Raw genomic sequence first — 17,164 nt, forward strand, 5'->3', positions numbered from 1 at the left:
CGCTTTTTTTGTGGAGTTAACGAGGTTATAGAAAGAGAATTCAAAGGAGAGAAGAAACGATGAAGAAGGGAAAATGGATTCTGCTGCTTCTTGCTTGCGTCCTGCTGATGGTTGCGTCTGGATGCGGCACAAGCGGACAGAACAAGAAGACAGGTGCCGAAGGCGAAGACAGTCAGACTCCCGGGAAACTCCGTGACGTACAGCTGATGCTCGATTGGTCCGCCAATACGAATCACACCGGCCTGTATGCAGCGAAGGAGCTTGGGTATTATGAGGAAGAAGGGCTTAATGTCCAGATCGTCCAGCCGGGAGCAGGCGGAACGGATACGCTGGTTGCATCCGGAAACGTGCCGTTCGGCATCAGCTATCAGGAAGGCGTAACGCTGGCCAGAACGCAAGGATTGCCGCTCGTTTCCATTGCAGCGATCATTCAGCATAATACATCCGGCTTTGCCGCCCCCAAGGACAAAGGCATCGTGAAGGCAGGCGATTTTGAAGGAAAATCCTATGGAGGCTGGGGCTCGCCTGTGGAGGAAGCCGTCATGAAATCCATCATGGAGATTGATGGCGCCGATGTCAGCAAGGTGAATATGGTCAATATGGGCGATGCCGATTATTTTACGGCCGTGAAACGCGACATTGATTTTGCCTGGATCTTTTATGCTTGGACGGGGATTGAAGCCGAGCTTCGCAATGAGCCGCTTGACATGATTTATGTGAAGGACTACTCGGAGCAGCTTGATTATTACACACCGGTGATCGTAACGAACGAGAAGCAGATCCAGGAGGACCCCGAGCTTGTCAAAGCGTTCATGCGGGCGACTTCAAAAGGATATGACTATGCGATTCAACATCCTGAAGATGCGGCAGCCCTGCTTACGAAGGCTGTTCCTGACTTGGATGCCGAACTGGTTCTCGCCAGCCAGAAATGGCTGAGCCCCCGTTATCAGGATGATGCATCCCGTTGGGGCGAGCAGAAAGCCGAAGTATGGTCGGGGTATGCCGACTGGATGTTTGAGCGCAAGCTGCTGGAGAAGGAACTTGACGCGGACCGCGCATTTACCAATGAATTTTTACCGGAGCAGCCATAAGGTTATTTCTATTTAAGAAGAGAGACGGCCTTTGCAGCAGACCGCCTCTCTTCCATTACAATATAGCTTGCACGAAAGGATGAGTTTATATGGCGAATACACTCTTAAGCATTCAAGTAATACCGAGAACGCCAAACGGGGCCGACAGCATCCTTTATGTTGATGAAGCGATCAAGGTCATTCAGGAATCGGGCGTAAAATACGAGGTCCATGCACTCGAAACGACCATGGAAGGAGAGCTCTCCGAGCTGCTCAAGATCGTTGAGCGCATGCACGAGGCGCTGGTGAATGCGGGAAGTCCCAGCATCATATCCCAAGTCAAAATCGCGCATCATACGACCGGCATCAGCATGGATAAGCTGACTGAGAAATACCGTCCATGAAAAGCTGGTGGAGTTCGGTTTGGCCGCCCGTTGTGGCGGTCCTCTTCTTTTTGATGGTATGGCAGGCCGCAGTATCCGTATTCGACATTGAACCCTTTATTTTGCCTGCGCCGACGGCCATCGGGCATGAGGCCGTTACCGGAGCTTCCGGTCTCTTCCAGCATACAGCGGCCACCCTGCAATTAACCCTGATCGGATTTATGATCGGCACGGCGATCGGTCTTGTCATCTCGCTGGCTCTGCACATGGTGCCTTTTCTCAAAACCGCCCTTTATCCGCTTCTTATTCTTAGCCAGAATGTACCGACCATCGCCCTTGCCCCGCTTCTCATGATTTGGTTCGGCTTCGGGATGCTGCCCAAGGTTATCGTGATTACGCTGGTCTGCTTCTTCCCTGTCGCTGTTGCGGCCTTGGACGGACTCGCACGTACTGACCGCACCATGATGAATTATATGCAGATGGCGGGGGCTACCTCGTGGCAAATTTTCACCAAGCTGGAGCTGCCGCATGCCCTTCCCTCCATCTTCTCCGGGATTCGAATTGCGGCCACCTATTCGGTCATGGGTGCGGTGATCGGGGAATGGATCGGCTCGGACCAGGGAATCGGCTACTACATGATGCTGCAAAAATCCGGCTACCGCACGGACCGGGTGTTTGTTGCCATCCTGGTCATCGTCCTGCTCAGCCTGCTGATGGTGCTGCTGATTACCCTGCTGGAGAAGCGGCTGATCCGCTGGACTCGAAAAGGTTAAAACCATTGTGAATGGACATTTTCTAACAGAAATAAAAGGAGGCTGTTTTGCGATATGACACATCAAGTATCCCTGTCGGATCATAACAGGCTTGGCCGATCCTCTGCAGCGGTCCCGCCAGCGCCTGCCCTTGAGGTTCGCAGCCTTCGAAAAACCTTCCGTGAACGGCGCAGCGAAGTGCATGTGCTGGATGATCTTTCGCTCCAGGTGCAGCCCGGGGAATTCGTCTCCTTGATCGGTCCTTCAGGCAGCGGAAAGAGCACGCTCTTCCATATCATCGGGGGGTTAACGGCTCCGGATGCGGGCTCCGTTCTCATGGATGGTCAGGACGTGACCGGGGAAAAAGGCCGCATCGCCTATATGCCTCAACAGCCGGCACTCTTCCCTTGGCGTACGGTGGAGGACAACGTGCTCCTTCCCGAGGAGCTGAGGGGCACCTCGAAAGCCGCTGCCAGGGAACATGCCCGCAGATGGATGGAACGGGCCGGTCTCTCCGGCTTCGAAAAAGCGTATCCGCACACCCTTTCAGGCGGAATGCAGCAGCGGGCGGCTTTTCTGCGCGCACTGATGAGTCCACAGGAAGTCATGTGCCTGGACGAACCGTTCAGCGCATTGGATGCGCTGACGCGCAGCGATATGCAGCGCTGGCTGCTCGATATCTGGGAGGATACGCGCCGTTCGGTGCTGATGATCACCCATCATATCGAGGAGGCGCTGCTCCTCTCGGACAGCATCTATATCCTGTCGGCACGGCCCGGAACCATCTTGAAAAGGGTAGAAGTCCCTTTTTCCCGTCCACGCCGGGAAAACATCCTGATGGATCCGTCCTTCATTGCATTAAAAACCGAAATTTCCGCCATCATGCGGGAAGAACAGCACAAACGCTGACCGATGAAGGCCAGCGGAATACATACATCCATGATCAGCAAAACGCTTCATGGAAGCTTACAAGCGAGGTTATGTAACGATGAAATCATTCATGCAGCGTGAAGCGGATTTCCCACTGATGGACACTCATATTCATCTGGATAGTTATTCGTTATCCGATCAACAAGCGATTCTCGCGGATATCCGCCATCATGAGGTTCAATCCGTCATCTCCGTCTCCATGCATCTGGCTTCCTGCAAGCGAAACCTGGAGCTGGCCAGGCAGTACGGACCGATGGTGCGGCCAGCTTTCGGTTATCATCCGGAGCAGCCCCTCCCTTCCTCTGACGAAATCGAAGAACTGCTGGATTGGATGGCAGAGCATGCCGATAAGATGGTTGCCGTAGGAGAGGTGGGTCTCCCCTATTACGCCAGGCTGGAGGCTGAATCGGAGGGCCGTCCCTGGGATAACCGTCCTTACGCCGATCTGCTGGAACAATTTATAGCATTTGCTAAAAAGCATCATAAACCGGTCATTCTGCACGCTGTATATGAAGATGCGGATATCGCATGTGATTTGCTCGAAAAATACGGCGTTACTCGTGCCCATTTTCATTGGTTCAAGGGCTCACGCGACACCTTGCAGCGGATGGCGGGTAACGGATACTTTATTTCCTTTACGCCTGACATCCTCTATGAGGAAGAAATTCGTGATATGGCATGTAGATATCCGGATCATCTCGTCATGACCGAAACCGATGGTCCTTGGCCGTTCGAGGGTCCGTTCACCGGACAGATGACCCATCCACGGATGACGGCTTCTGTGGCTGCGGCATGGGCTGAGCTTCAGGGGTTGTCCATATCCGAGGCCCGCAGGATTTTGTATGAGAACGCCGCGAGACTTTACGATCTATAAAAAGAATCTACATTCAGCTCAAGTCGGTTGTTTACGCAATCGGCTTGTTCTCTTTAAGAAATCGGTTATATTGATTAATCAACTCATCGAGCACGATTGATTGTCTGAGGACTTTGGGATGATTAAAATCACGATACCGCTGCTTCATCTTATGAAGCTTATGCCGTTCTTGCTCGATATTAAACTTTATGCCTTCCTTCGTTTCCATGACTTTAAATCCTCCCCTCATGTAATATTTTATGCTTTAATGTAAAATTATAGGATGTTTAATATTAGACATCAGAAATATAACATGGAGGGGCTATTTCTGTTATTCACGCCAAAAAACCACAATGCAAGCTGCAGCATTGTGGTTTTGGATTCCATTATTTAACGTACTTATTTAACGTACCTATTTAACATACTTCTCCTGATATGCCTTTGACATCTCGTCTGTAATTTCCTTCATCTTCGGATCACTCTTGATCGTTTCGATCAGTTTATCGTACGATTCAACCGGTTCTTTGCCCGTGATGACCATGACCCGCATATCCTCCACTTTCTTGGAAAGCTCGGGATAGTATTTGTTATAGGCTTCCGAATACAGCTCTCCCGAAGGATTCGGAACCTTGACCGTCTTACGCTCTGTGACGATCTCTACGTTCCGTTCATATACTTCATCCGGCATCCCTACCGCGCTGATGGCCATATCGTCGCTGACGAGGTGAATCATATTGTTCAAGTTGCCGTCACCCGTCTTATCTACAGCGGCCTGCGGGGTTGCAACCTTCTTCCCGTTCTCCACATTGTAATGGACACCTTCGATTCCGTAGGTCAGCATTTCATTGCCTTCTTGACTATAACCGTAATCGAAAAACTCGAGGATTTTCTTCACTTTCGCCTCCGGCACTTTCTTCGGAATCAGGTACACGCCATAGTACGGCGATCCTGAAGGCGTATACTTCACCCCGTTAGCATTCTCCAAGTAAGCAAGCGGCATCAGATCCGCCTTGGGGTCAACGCCTTTCACGGATTCGCCGGTCACCCAGGCATGGTTCATGGACATGCCCCCTACCCCTGCCTTGGCGCTTCGCATCGTATCCATCACCTGCGAGAACTTCATGATAGTGAAGTCTTTGGGGAACAGGCCCTCGTCATAAGCCTTTTTAATCCACAACATGGCCTCCCTTGACTCGTCCGATGTCATAATCGGAGTCAGGGTATTATCGGGTTGAAGCTTCCAAGACCCTTGCGTTTCATTAAATATATTATAAATATAAGCGAGAGCCCCCGGATTTGCGGCATATGGAATCTCATCGGCCTGTCCGTTACCATTCGGATCCTGTTCTTTAAAAGCCTTTAACACGTTATGGAACTCATCCAGCGTTTTGGGTGTTTCCAGCTGAAGGGCATCCAGCCAGTCCTTGCGGATCATCGGGAAGACGCCGCCGCCATAGCTGGGATAATAACGAGGAATGACGATGTTCTTGCCATCCATCTTGGTGATTTCCCACATTTCCTTCAGTTCTTCGCGGTTCAAATTCGGGTAGTCTTTAAGAAACGGCGTCAGATCCCAGAAGACTCCCTGCTTCAGCATTTTCTGCAGCTGCGGGTTCTGCATCGTTTCCACGAAAGTAACCTCTGGAAGATCGCCGGATGCCAGCATGACATTGATCTTCTCTTCGGCCGTGGACGGCGACAGCCACGTAATATTCAGCTTGGTGTTGGTGCGTTTCTCAAGCTCTTTCCATAGTGCATTGGTATTGTCTATGAATTCGGTGGCATAATTCAGGGTCTGTATCGTAATGCTTGTAGGTTCACTGCTGTCTGTTCCGCCTTCGTTATCGCCAGGTGCACTTCCTTCTCGGCTGCCGCATGCGCTAAGCAAGAGCGAACTTGCCAAGAGCAGCACCCCCGACATTTTTAAAAACGACTTGCCCGGCTTTGTTTCCATTTTTCTCATAATTAGACCTCCCTTATAATGATACATCTCGCCTGACTGATCATGATGGCAGATAGACCGTATATCGATTCATTCCTTGACAGAGCCTACCATCGCTCCTTTGGCGAAGTGCTTCTGCAGGAATGGATACACTAACATGATAGGAACGGTTGCAATAACGACCGCCGCCATCTTCAACGTTTCCGTTGGAACGGGACGGTTCACTTGGAAGGCGAATCCGCCGCCGCTCCCCGATCCCATCGTCGTTGGATCCACAAGCATATTTTGCAGCAATACTTGCAGCGGCCACATCTTCTGGTCGTTAATAAACATCAGTGCGTTGAAGTACGTATTCCAATAGCCGACCGCAAAGAACAATCCGAAAGCCACCAGCGCCGGCAGCGACAACGGCAGAATGATTCGCCAGAATACGCCGATATCATTGGAGCCGTCGATCATCGCGGCTTCCTCCAGACTGTCCGGAATGCTGTCGAAGAATCCCTTCATGAGCAGCACATACCACGCGCTGGTCAAGCTGGGCAGGATCAGCGACCAGACGCTGTCAATGAGTCCCACATTTCGGACGACCAGATACAGCGGAACCAGCCCCGGTGTGAAGAGAAAGGTGATTAACACCATAATCATGATCCCCTTGCGAAACCGAAGGCGTTTGCGGGACACCGCGTAAGCCATGCCCCCGGTAACGAGCAGACTGAGCAGCGTGCCGACCGTGGCCAGGAACACGCTCACGGAAATCGAGGTGACAAACAATCCGTTGGAGAGCAAATGCTTATAAGCATCCAGCGTCCAAACCCGCGGCCATAATATCAAGCTTCGTTGATAATACTCCACCGGATCGGTAAACGACAAAATAACGGTATAATAAATCGGAAATATCGTTGCCAAACCAATGATCAGCAGCAGTCCGTTATTCACAAGCCCGAACAGCCTGGTTTTCCATCCTTTCTCATGCATGTTTTACTCCTCCTTGTCTTCGCCCATCCATTAGTACAAGCTTTCTTGACCGTACCGCCTCGCCAACCGGTTGGCCGTGACCACCAGAATGACGCCGACAATCGATTTGAATAATCCGATGGCCGTACTGTAGCTGAACTCTCCCTGCCGAATCCCTACCCGGTATACATAGGTATCGAACACTTCGGCTACATTGGTAACAGGTGCATTCATCATCAGATAAATCTGTTCGAATCCCGTATCCAGAATCGTTCCCAGACGGAGGATCAACAGAATCAGGATCACGTTGCGCATCGCGGGCAGGGTAATATGCCACATCCGTCTCATACGGCCCGCACCGTCCATGACGGCTGCTTCATATAATTGCGGGTCCACTCCGGCGATGGCCGCGAGAAAGATGATGGTTCCCCAGCCGACTTCCTTCCAGATGGATTGTCCCGTCAGCATACCCCAGAAGTAGTTCGGGTTGGAGAGAATATCGATCGTCTCCCAATCCATGGAGATAAGCCACTTATTAAACAAGCCCTCCGATTGCGAAAACATAAGGTAGGTCAGGCCGTAGATCAATACCCAGGATAAAAAGTGGGGGATATACACCAGGGATTGAATGGTCCGCTTATAGAAGGAGCTTCGCACTTCATTCAGCATCAAAGATAAAATGATCGGTGCAGGGAAAAAGAAAATCAAGCTTAGAAAGCTGATCGCCAGCGTATTGCGCAGCAGCATCCAGAAATCATCGTTGGAGAAAAACCTGGTGAAATGCTCGAACCCAACCCAGGGGCTTCCGAACACCCCAAAGTATGGAGAATACTCCTGGAAGGCAATCACGAGATTTGTAATCGGAATATATTTGAAAATGATAAAAAAGATCAGTCCCGGCAAGGCCAGCACGTACAAATACTTGTCGCGCACAACATCCGACCATATCCGCCCCCACTTCGTTTTGGACTTCACGCTTATGGGGGGGCTCCCGTTTCCTTTTGCCGACTGAACGGTTTCTTGTGCTTTCATCGATACTCCCTCACTTTCAGCCTTGTCATCTCGTTCAACATACCGTTCACGGAATGTAGTCCTAATGTAAACGGTTGCAACATTCCCTGCAATTCCACTTTTTTTCCGCCGACTCAATCCCCTGTCCGTTCGCTGCACAACACAGGGAAATGCTTGGGTCTCTAAGGTATTGAGGAACCTTTCGTTTCCTTGCATTGCACTTTTTTTCCACGGCGAATGAACGTCGGATTCGGTTAATCGATAACGTTGACCCAACCTCAATTGGGAAGATATGATCTTTTCAACTCATCCACTCTTTCGCTATGATAGTATGTAATCATTTACCGGCTCGTTTCGATCAAGCCTTTGATTTGTTTATGCCAACAGGGGGTTAAAGTAATGAGGCAGCAGAATCCTGAATCCGTTTTCAAAGGTATTATGTATTGGAGAAGCATCGCGCTTGCCGTGTTGTTAACATGCCTCCCCATCTCGGCCATAACGGCCGTTTACCTTTATGTGGGCAACCAGCATATGATTAACCAATATCAGCAGCGGAACGAGGAAGCTTTGGTTGACGCTGCGAGACAAGTAGACGAGCAATTCACCCAGTTGGTCCACTACGCCCTCAATATGGTGGTAAAACCCCATTTCAAGCCTTCCTTGTCCGATATGGACTTTGTATCGAATATCGAGGAGACAAACGAGCTGTTCAGTACGCTGAACCTGGTAGAGAATGCCGATCCCCTGGTGGATCAGGTCTATCTCTATATCAAAAAGCAAAATAAAATCATGGAGCCTGATCTCGGGCTGCGGACACTGAATCAGGAACAGGATGCGTTAAACTTCAACAAGCTCATGGAAGGAGATACGGACATGTTCTGGGTCCATGACCTGGAGCGGCCTTTTAACAAGGACAAATCTTCCCACGCGCTTGTCATGCGACTTCCCTTCAACGGTCATACACCCTACGGCGCGATCGTCATCTATATTGATCCATCGAAGCTGCACGTCATTCGCAATAGCGAGAATCTCTCGTTCCTGCTGGACGACCATGGTCACGTCATCGGGGAGTCGGGGATGAGCCGCAGCATGCCGAAGGCGATGAGTGCGATTCAGGAACAGCTGAAGCTTCCCGAGAATGCCCGGAGCGCGAATTTGCGGTTGAAGGTTCCGGTCGACCAGGATGTATTGCTGGTGAATACCGTTCAATTCGAAAAAATGCAACAAAGTTGGACCTATGTTTCAGGCACGCCGCAATCCAAGATCATTGCTCCAACGAAGCCGTATACCCATATCATTCTGATTTGCTTTGCTTTTGCGCTCGCGGCATCACTGGCTGTGAGCTGGTTTGCCTCTAAGAGCATGTATCGCCCTATTCGCAAAATGCTGAATATGATTGGCGGCGATCAGGCCAAACCGAGCTCGCGATACAATGAGCTGGATTATATTGAACACGAGTGGAAGCAGTATCGGTTCTCGCATGATACGCTGCAAAGCCAGTGGAAGCGATCCTTGCCCGCGATCAGGGAGGCTTATATCAATCAATTTTTGAGTGGACAAGCCGCCCACCTGACGGAGCCCGAATACGTGCTCAAGCTGCAGGAGATGGACCTTGACATTACCAATAAACAGTTCTCGGCCATCGTGCTTCAGCAGCATACCCACGGGGAGGATCGGACGCCGCTGACGGAAAATGACCAGCATCTTCTCACCTATGCCGCTCTGAACGTGATCCAGGAGCTGGCAGAGGACATAAGCGCATATATGCATCCCATCAATTTCTTCGACGGCTCCTTCGGCGTCATCTTGATCGTTCCGGCTTCCCATAAAACCGATGAACAGACGCGTATGATGAGGCAGCTGTGCGATCAGGTCATGCGGGCTTTGCGCGATACACTCCGCATGTCGGCAACCATCGTATTGGGAGGACCAAGCTCAACCTGGACCGATGTTCCCCATATTCTCGAACAGGCCAAGCGGGCGCTGCATTACCGCTCCTTTGACGCGGGCAGTCAGCTGCTGGAAGCAGATACCGTGCTTTCCCAGAAAAACGACTGGATCGACTTTCCGCTGGAATTGGAGCAGGATTTCATTCACACCTTGAATCTTGGGCTTCAAGGGGATGCGCTGCGCTCCCTAAGCCGCTTCGTAACAGCGCTTCAAGCCGGAGGAGGCTCGGAGTGGCATGTCCACCACGGCCTCATGCGGTTAATTACCAGCGTTCACCGGTCTATGCTGCAGGCTGGCTTAAATCCATACCAGGTGTACGATTTCTCCAATCTGCAGGAACAGCTGTCCCTGCTTCGGGATCCGAAGGCCTGCGTGACCTGGTTCCAGAAAGAAATCATCGAACCCTACCTCGATCAGTTAACCAAGAACTTCAACAGCTCCATGAAATCGCTGGTCGAAAACGTACTGGAGCAAATCGAGCAAAACGGGATGCAAGACCTTTCCCTGGATACCATGGCCATGGAAGCCGGTGTCAGTGTATCCCAGCTGAGCAAAGCGTTTAAGCAGATGACGGGTACGAATTATATAGACTACTTGACAACCGTGCGCATGAACCGCTGCAAAGAACTCCTGCTGACCACAGATCTTCGTATTCACGAGATTGCGGAAGCCGCAGGATATCAGCCTCCCTACTTCAATCGAATGTTCAAGAAGCTGGAAGGGATCACGCCCGGGCAATACCGTCAGCAGGGCATCGGCAAATGACTCGGCATGTCATCCTGATCAGCAATCTCCGTATAATAGGGGACCGCTGAAAAAAGGGCTGTCCCTTGGTCCGTATTTCATGACCTTTTGGGACAGCCCCGTTTCTGTGTTATGACTTACGTTTAAGCGTCGTACTTTGCTGCACACTTAGCGAGTTGCACATTTTAGCGGACTCAGCGGACCTTATTTTGATCAAAAGCACCATTTCTCGAATGCTGGCGGACATGAGGTCCGTTATTTACCGAATAAGGCCCTTATTTTTCGGATTATACGCTAATTAACGGAACGCGTGTCCGATAGATCCGGAAAAACGAGCCTCGAGCGAAAATAACGGATCTGAGGTCCGATACTGCTGCTGCCGGGCCGGAACTCGTTCCGGCTTGCGGCTTGGAAGCTACGGCAAACTTTCGGAGCGCTGCGTCTCCCGCGTAACCAATCCCACGCCAGCCAGGCTTGGTTACGCGGCCGGGCCGTAACTCGTTCCGGCTGACGGCTTGGAAGCTACGTCAAACTCTCGGAACACTGCGTCTCCCACGCCACCAATCCCACGCCAGCCGGGCTTGGTTACGCGGCCGGGCTTAGTTCCTAAGCCGTGCCCTCCGGAGTATTCCCCATAGAGCAGCCGTACCCGCTCTCTCTATTGATTTACGAGAGCAGCCGTATACCCGCTTCTCTATTCATGTCTAACGCCCCATAAACCCCTTCCCCTTCAAGAAGTCCTTCATGTGCAGCCTTACCGGCTCTGCCAGGCGTTTAGCCATAAGCGCCGACCACGGCGCGCTGTTCTTGCCATGGGTGCGTTTGGACAAATAATCGGAAGAGATTCGATCGTAACTCTTCACTTCTTCCAGGGCCGCCGGATCGTAGCTGTCGCGGTGCAAAACAGCCTCCACCGGAAGCCGGGGACGAAGCCCCGGTTCCTGATCCGGGTAGCCCAGGCACATGCCAAATACCGGATAGACCAGCTCCGGCAGTTCCAAAGCCTCGGAGAACTCGGCAATGGAGTTTCGGACCCCGCCTATATACACGATCCCAAGACCAAGCGATTCCGCGGCGATCGCGGCATTCTGCGCAGCCAAAGCGGCATCCACCGTGGCCACGATGAAATTCTCGGTCGAATCTTCATACGTCTCTTGATCAACCGCGTGCGCCTCTGCGCTTTTTTTCAAACGATACAGATCCGCGCACCAGACCAGGAATACCGGGCATTCCACAATATACGCCTGATTTCCCGCTAAAGCGGCCAACCGCTGCTTCTTCTCCGGATTGGTAACGGCAATCACGCTGTATGCCTGGACGTTGCTTGAGGTTGATGCCATCTGACCTGCTGCCACAACTGTCCTTAGCTGCTCCTCGGACACGGGCTGATCCGAATATTTACGAATCGATCGATGGTTCATCAGAAGTGATATGGTATCATTCATCGGGTATCCACTCCTTAGGCTCTTAAAGAATTGTTCCATCTATTATGAAACTTCGGCTTGGGCAGTGCAAGTTTAAGGCGGCCAGCGACCGAAACGCAAAAAAACCGGCTTGCTGTCGATCGCCTTCAGCAGCCGGCTCCTATTTTAGCCAAAGCTCGCGGCTTTGGATTATTCCAGGGAATCTTTCGTTAGGACACGATATCGTAGCCTTGCTCTTCAATCGCTTCTTTCAATGCTTCAAGGGTGACCTTGGTTTCGTCGTATTCGACGGCCACTGTATTGGATGCAAGATCGACTTTACCAGAAGCTCCCGCATTCTTCAGCGCGCCTTCCACCGAGTTCACGCAATGGTTGCAGGACATGCCTTCCACTGTCAATGTCACTTGTTTCATGTTGTCGTCCTCCTATCATATAATGTTGTACCATTTAACCTTACTATACCCCCCATAGGTATGTAAAGTTCAAGAATTTGCTCTTTTCTGCAACAGAAACACGAAAAAAGTAGGAAGATTTATCCTTTTAATCTGTTATAATGTACATAATTCATTAGATTCATACAGGAAGGGACAAGCTTTTTATCAGACCCTCACATTTTTTTCATAAAATTTGATTTTTGTTGAAGGAATTTCCAATTCGCTGTCGAACTATCTTAATTACAGAGATAATGAACTATGAAAGTAGGAATTCTATCATGGTATTTGACGGCATTATACTTGGGTTAATTGTCGGACTGATACGTGGCGGACTCCGTCATGGACTGCAGCAATTCAGTAAGATTCGTCTGAAGGGCGGCTTAATCTTCCCTATACTCCTGATTGTGCAGCTGCTGATATTCCGCTTTCAAGTGAACTCTGATTGGTTGGCAGCCGCAAGCGGCTACGTCTTTATGTTCATCTACGTTGCCGGCATGATCTTTCTCTGGATGAACCGAGATCAGAAAGGTTTTGGCAGCATCTTGGCAGGTGTCTTTCTGAATTTCCTTGTCATGGCAGTGAACGGTGGCAGAATGCCCGTTTCCATGAGCGCAGCTTCCGTGCTGGATCCCGTTTATGTGGACATGCTAATGGATGCCACAGCTACTACCAAGCACTATCTTATGGACGCTTCTACCCGCCTGTCCCTTCTTGGTGACATCATTCCGTTATCTCCACCCTATCCAAGAACGCAGGTAATCAGTATCGGAGATATTATCATGAATATCGGTATATTCCTCTACATTGTCCATCTTGTGACTTCCGGGAAGAATACCAATGTTCAAACCTTAATGCGCAAATCCGATACGACTGAACATGCTGAACCGCAGAATTAATCATACATCATACCACCTGGAAAGGAGGGAGAACTATGAAGAAAACTGATAAAATTAAGTATTCCCGCATCGTGTTGAATGCGATCATCGTTGCTTCCGTTGTTGTCGCTCTGACTTCCGGATACAGATTGGGATAACATAAACACCCAAAAAAACAGGCTGGAATGCTCAGCCTGTTTTTTTACATCTTTTTCGTTGTTTTGCGACGCAATATATCTTAAAATGTGGAGAATACACCATGCTTTTTTAATTGAGGAGAAACCGTTATGTCCATATTCAAGCGTCCTAAGATTTCCAGGGAACTTCCGGGACAGCTGTACTTTGTGTTCATTTCACTTATGGGCTGTATAACCTTTCTACTAGTACATCAAGGAGAATTTATATACTACTCTCCTTCACAGTGGGTATGGGTTTATGCAATGTTAGGCGCCGCCCTAATATTAAATTACTTCACCTTCCAGCTGCCGCCTGAGGGTAATTTGCAATCTATGGATTCTTCCGTTTATTTAGCTTGCATATTTATATATGGCGCCCCCTTTGCTCTTTCGGTAATCCTATTCAATACTCTGGCAACAGCACTGTATGACAGGAAGATCCCTTTTTGGAAGCATTTTGTCAACTTCTCCATATATACACTCATGATCGTTGGTTCCTCACTTGTTTTTAAGGCAGCAGGAGGACAACCGGGCCCCATCATCAATGATCATTTTGGTGCTTATCTTGGCGCCCTGCTCGTCTATTTTATTATTAACGTTTTTCTGCTTGGATTTTATTATTACTTGTTATATCGGGGATCTTTATACGACATTCTGAAGTCCTTCATTAAAGACACCCTGCTCGTTTATTTGAGTACGCTCATACTGTCGCTCGTCCTCTCCGTTCTTATCGTACATAACGGCGTATTCGGTCTTACCTTATTCATAGGCCTGAGCGTGATGCTCTCTTATTCCTTTAAACAGCTATTCACGATGTATAACGAAGTACAGGAAAAAGCAATCAAGGATCAACGGACGAGCCTGTATAATCACAGTTATTTTGAAAGCCTGCTGGAAGACGAGATCAAGAAAGCCAAGGCCAATGAAACGCCATTGTCGCTGGCTATGATCGATATCGATGATTTCAAGAAATACAACGATCAATTCGGACACCTGAAAGGGGACATGCTGCTAGGATTTCTCGGCAATTACCTCAAGGTGGAATCCGAAACGGCCGAGGTGGTGGCCTCCCGTTTCGGCGGTGAGGAATTCACGATTCTAATGCCGGGTTACGATGACAATAAAGCCCGTTCCTTCATTAACAGGCTCCGCAAAAAATTGAACGATACCTATTTTGACGGCGTCGAGATTTTCCCCTCCGGGTGTCTCTCCTTCTCTGCCGGCGTTGCGTCCTATCGGATCGATATCCATGACAAGTCACAGCTTGTCGAGCTTGCCGATCAGGCGCTGTACTATGCCAAGAAACAGGGTAAGAATAATGTGCATGTATACGGGAGCGGCGCCGAAAAAGAATCCGAAATTGACTTCGCGGAAGATGTCCGCGATATTGAGCAGCAGCTGAAGCTGTTCTTGTATAAAGATGTAGATACGTTCAAACACTCCAAACGGGTATTCCGCTATGCCATGGACATCAGCGAAGTGCTCGGGCTTGATAGTGTGGAGCGACGCAATTTTGTACTCGGCGCACTCATTCACGATATCGGCAAGCTGGAGATTCCTTGGGGGATCTTGAACAAAAGGGACAAGCTCACGGCCGGCGAATGGGAAACCGTCAAACGGCATGTCAGCTGGGGTAAACGCATTGCGGAAACGAACGAGAAATTCAAGGAACTGGTTCCTTACATCGAATTGCATCATGAAAGATATGATGGCGGCGGATATCCGCACGGCTTCAAGGGCAGCCAAATCCCCAAGCTGTGCCGGATGCTGACCATCATCGATTCCTTTGACGCGATGACAACGGAACGGCCTTACCAAAAAACAAAAACCTTCGAGGAGGGAATTGAGGAATTGCTCCGCTGCTCGGGCACGCAATTCGACCCGGAGCTTGTTGAGCTGTTTATCCGTTATTTAAGACTCAAAGCGGAAGCGCAGCAGCAGCCTGCAGCCGGTTCGGAGACGTCTTAATAAGACCTATGCCCCCTCCCTTTATCACCTCATCATGTTTGATACTTCCCCAAATAAGGTATAAAGGTAGTATCACAACGATAAATGAGGTGAGAAACGGTGGCTGACAAGAAAAAGGATCTACCGCTTCACAACGGTCCCGGCAACATGGATCACCCTGAACAATATCCGACGGAACAAGAAAGCCTGTTCGATATGCACGAGAGCGAACAGCATGTGGACCCGATTCCGATGGAGGACGCCAGGCTGGAGCGCCAGGAAGAGAAGCAGCGGGACGGGACGTCAAAGAATCGTTCATCCAGTAACGATAAGTATCACAGCGGCTTTTAATAGTGGGACTGACCCTGTCGCTGCAACGTAACTTGAACTTACGGGCTCCGTTTTGGCGGAGCCTTTTTATTTCACCGTTTTTTCTTTACTATATAAGAGTATGTATGCTGATTTGAACCCTAGAGATTATATAAAAGAGTGGAGTGGACCCTTTGTTTTCCATATGGACGTTAAACCGTGTGCAGCGAAGGATGCTGCTGGTACTGATTGCAGCGGTTCTGGTTATGTCATGTCTGCTGGTTCTTACCGGTCTTCATGAACGTTCCCCGAGCATAAGCAGCGTGATTGAAGAACGATATATTCAAAGTGCGGCCATGATCAGCCACCCCGGTGGAGACCTGGAAGTCCATGCCTCCAGCGTCATGCCCGGTGTGCCGCTTATGATTGCCGGACTTACAGCCTTATTCGGAAGCATGGATGCTGCCCTGGTTGCCTACCAGCTGCTCCAATGCGTCTTTCATGCAATTTCCGTCTACTTGGTTTTCGTGCTGTCCCGCTACATGTTTAATACGCGAATCGCTTTTCTATCATGTTTGATCTACGCGCTGTTCTGGCCGGCTTACGGCGCAGTCCGGCTGATCCTGCCGGATACGACCATGCAAACCTTGATGCTGCTTCTGGTCTGCGCCGTCATCGGAGCGCTTGAATTGAAGCAGGCTGGATGGTACGCGGCTGCCGGCGCGCTTACGGCGCTTATGGCTTGCTACAACCTTCAGGCGCTGTTGTACCCTGTACTGTTCATTCCCTTTTGGATCAAGTACCGCAGTCCGGTCAAAATCGTAACCGGCGGGCTCGTTCTTATTAGCGTGGGGTATTTGCTCATCTTGTCTCCATGGTGGCTAAACATCCCGCTTTTCAATCGTTTGATGTATATGTCCGGTCCGTGGAACCTTGCCTCGCTGTGGCTGGAATCGAGATACATCGAAGGCAACCCTCTGGTTCATCTCTTCCGGAGCATATTTGCTGGCCGTACCTCCAAATATGCAGCAGCGATCGGAAATGAGGAGGCAAGAAAGGTCGTACAATCCGCATTGGACGCCGTCCGTCTCGTCATGCTGTTTGCCGGGGTTGCCGGCGTCATCTGGTCGGTTTGGAAATATCGTCTGAAACGGCAGCTCCCGGTGCTGCTGACCCTACTGTATTTTATTGCCGCCGAATGGTTGGTTCCCAGCCTGGACGGTACCGGATTTCCTTATTCGGTCTTCCTGCTCCTCTACGCTGCTTTTCTCGCGGACAAAGCGATTATCTATGCACATAAGACCCGCCTGCTTCGTAAGTAAGCTTCAACGCGAAGCCTATCATTCCATCATCATGAGCCTTCTGCGCCTGAAAGCACTTTGATCCGTGCCTTCAGGCGTTTTTTTACAT

Annotated in this window: 16 protein-coding genes; 10 read left to right on the forward strand and 6 right to left on the reverse strand. The window is 50.1% G+C overall.

Annotated elements, in window-relative coordinates; translation table 11 throughout:
* Positions 1-59 precede the first annotated feature (59 nt).
* The 5 genes from PLA01S_RS20020 to PLA01S_RS20040 all read left to right on the forward strand — a co-directional run bounded on the left by PLA01S_RS20020 (position 60) and on the right by PLA01S_RS20040 (position 4,009).
* Positions 60-1,091, forward strand: a complete 1,032-nt coding sequence (locus PLA01S_RS20020; RefSeq protein ID WP_127593722.1) for an ABC transporter substrate-binding protein — start codon at positions 60-62, stop codon at positions 1,089-1,091.
* 89 nt (positions 1,092-1,180) lie between these two features.
* Positions 1,181-1,474, forward strand: a complete 294-nt coding sequence (locus PLA01S_RS20025) for an MTH1187 family thiamine-binding protein (RefSeq protein WP_127593723.1) — start codon at positions 1,181-1,183, stop codon at positions 1,472-1,474.
* Complete coding sequence (locus PLA01S_RS20030) at positions 1,471-2,226, forward strand: ABC transporter permease (RefSeq protein WP_127593724.1); 756 nt, start codon at positions 1,471-1,473, stop codon at positions 2,224-2,226. The genes PLA01S_RS20025 and PLA01S_RS20030 overlap by 4 nt, the downstream gene beginning before the upstream one ends.
* A 54-nt stretch (positions 2,227-2,280) precedes the next feature.
* Complete coding sequence (locus tag PLA01S_RS20035) at positions 2,281-3,114, forward strand: ABC transporter ATP-binding protein (RefSeq protein WP_127593725.1); 834 nt, start codon at positions 2,281-2,283, stop codon at positions 3,112-3,114.
* A gap of 79 nt (positions 3,115-3,193) precedes the next feature.
* Positions 3,194-4,009 (forward strand): TatD family hydrolase, encoded by an 816-nt coding sequence (locus PLA01S_RS20040; protein WP_127593726.1) that lies wholly within the window; start codon positions 3,194-3,196, stop codon positions 4,007-4,009.
* 31 nt (positions 4,010-4,040) lie between these two features.
* Here the strand turns inward: PLA01S_RS20040 and PLA01S_RS20045 are convergent, their stop codons facing one another.
* From PLA01S_RS20045 to PLA01S_RS20060, 4 genes are all read right to left on the reverse strand, one after another.
* Positions 4,041-4,217 carry an aspartyl-phosphate phosphatase Spo0E family protein gene (locus PLA01S_RS20045; protein ID WP_100539973.1) on the reverse strand — a complete coding sequence of 59 codons (177 nt, stop codon included), beginning with the start codon at positions 4,215-4,217 and terminating at the stop codon, positions 4,041-4,043.
* 183 nt (positions 4,218-4,400) lie between these two features.
* The gene (locus PLA01S_RS20050) at positions 4,401-5,951 is read right to left on the reverse strand and encodes an extracellular solute-binding protein (protein WP_127593727.1); all 1,551 of its coding nucleotides are present in this window, start codon (positions 5,949-5,951) and stop codon (positions 4,401-4,403) included.
* 69 nt (positions 5,952-6,020) lie between these two features.
* Positions 6,021-6,905 carry a carbohydrate ABC transporter permease gene (locus tag PLA01S_RS20055; protein WP_127593728.1) on the reverse strand — a complete coding sequence of 295 codons (885 nt, stop codon included), beginning with the start codon at positions 6,903-6,905 and terminating at the stop codon, positions 6,021-6,023.
* A 30-nt stretch (positions 6,906-6,935) separates the two neighbouring features.
* On the reverse strand, positions 6,936-7,916 hold the full coding sequence (locus tag PLA01S_RS20060) for an ABC transporter permease (protein ID WP_100539970.1): 981 nt from the start codon (positions 7,914-7,916) through the stop codon (positions 6,936-6,938).
* Positions 7,917-8,294: 378 nt separating this feature from the next.
* On the opposite strand from PLA01S_RS20060, the gene PLA01S_RS20065 reads away from it, so the two are divergent.
* Positions 8,295-10,610 (forward strand): helix-turn-helix domain-containing protein, encoded by a 2,316-nt coding sequence (locus tag PLA01S_RS20065; RefSeq protein ID WP_127593729.1) that lies wholly within the window; start codon positions 8,295-8,297, stop codon positions 10,608-10,610.
* Positions 10,611-11,293: 683 nt separating this feature from the next.
* On the opposite strand, the gene nfsA is transcribed toward PLA01S_RS20065, so the two are convergent.
* Positions 11,294-12,034, reverse strand: coding sequence for an oxygen-insensitive NADPH nitroreductase (gene nfsA / locus PLA01S_RS20070; protein WP_127593730.1), 741 nt, complete (start codon positions 12,032-12,034; stop codon positions 11,294-11,296).
* A 188-nt stretch (positions 12,035-12,222) separates the two neighbouring features.
* Positions 12,223-12,426, reverse strand: coding sequence for a cation transporter (locus PLA01S_RS20075; RefSeq protein ID WP_100539966.1), 204 nt, complete (start codon positions 12,424-12,426; stop codon positions 12,223-12,225).
* A gap of 299 nt (positions 12,427-12,725) precedes the next feature.
* On the opposite strand from PLA01S_RS20075, the gene PLA01S_RS20080 reads away from it, so the two are divergent.
* From PLA01S_RS20080 to PLA01S_RS20095, 4 genes are all read left to right on the forward strand, one after another.
* Complete coding sequence (locus PLA01S_RS20080; RefSeq protein ID WP_127593731.1) at positions 12,726-13,343, forward strand: DUF5317 domain-containing protein; 618 nt, start codon at positions 12,726-12,728, stop codon at positions 13,341-13,343.
* A gap of 266 nt (positions 13,344-13,609) precedes the next feature.
* Positions 13,610-15,466: a bifunctional diguanylate cyclase/phosphohydrolase gene (locus tag PLA01S_RS20085; protein ID WP_100539964.1), complete on the forward strand. Its 1,857-nt coding sequence runs from the start codon at positions 13,610-13,612 to the stop codon at positions 15,464-15,466.
* A gap of 99 nt (positions 15,467-15,565) precedes the next feature.
* Positions 15,566-15,796 carry a YczO family protein gene (locus PLA01S_RS20090; RefSeq protein ID WP_100539963.1) on the forward strand — a complete coding sequence of 77 codons (231 nt, stop codon included), beginning with the start codon at positions 15,566-15,568 and terminating at the stop codon, positions 15,794-15,796.
* A 179-nt stretch (positions 15,797-15,975) separates the two neighbouring features.
* The gene (locus tag PLA01S_RS20095) at positions 15,976-17,076 is read left to right on the forward strand and encodes an ArnT family glycosyltransferase (protein ID WP_246059703.1); all 1,101 of its coding nucleotides are present in this window, start codon (positions 15,976-15,978) and stop codon (positions 17,074-17,076) included.
* Positions 17,077-17,164: the final 88 nt, after the last annotated feature.

The organism is Paenibacillus lautus NBRC 15380 (assembly GCF_004000945.1).
In the GTDB taxonomy this organism is placed as follows: domain Bacteria; phylum Bacillota; class Bacilli; order Paenibacillales; family Paenibacillaceae; genus Paenibacillus_AQ; species Paenibacillus_AQ lautus.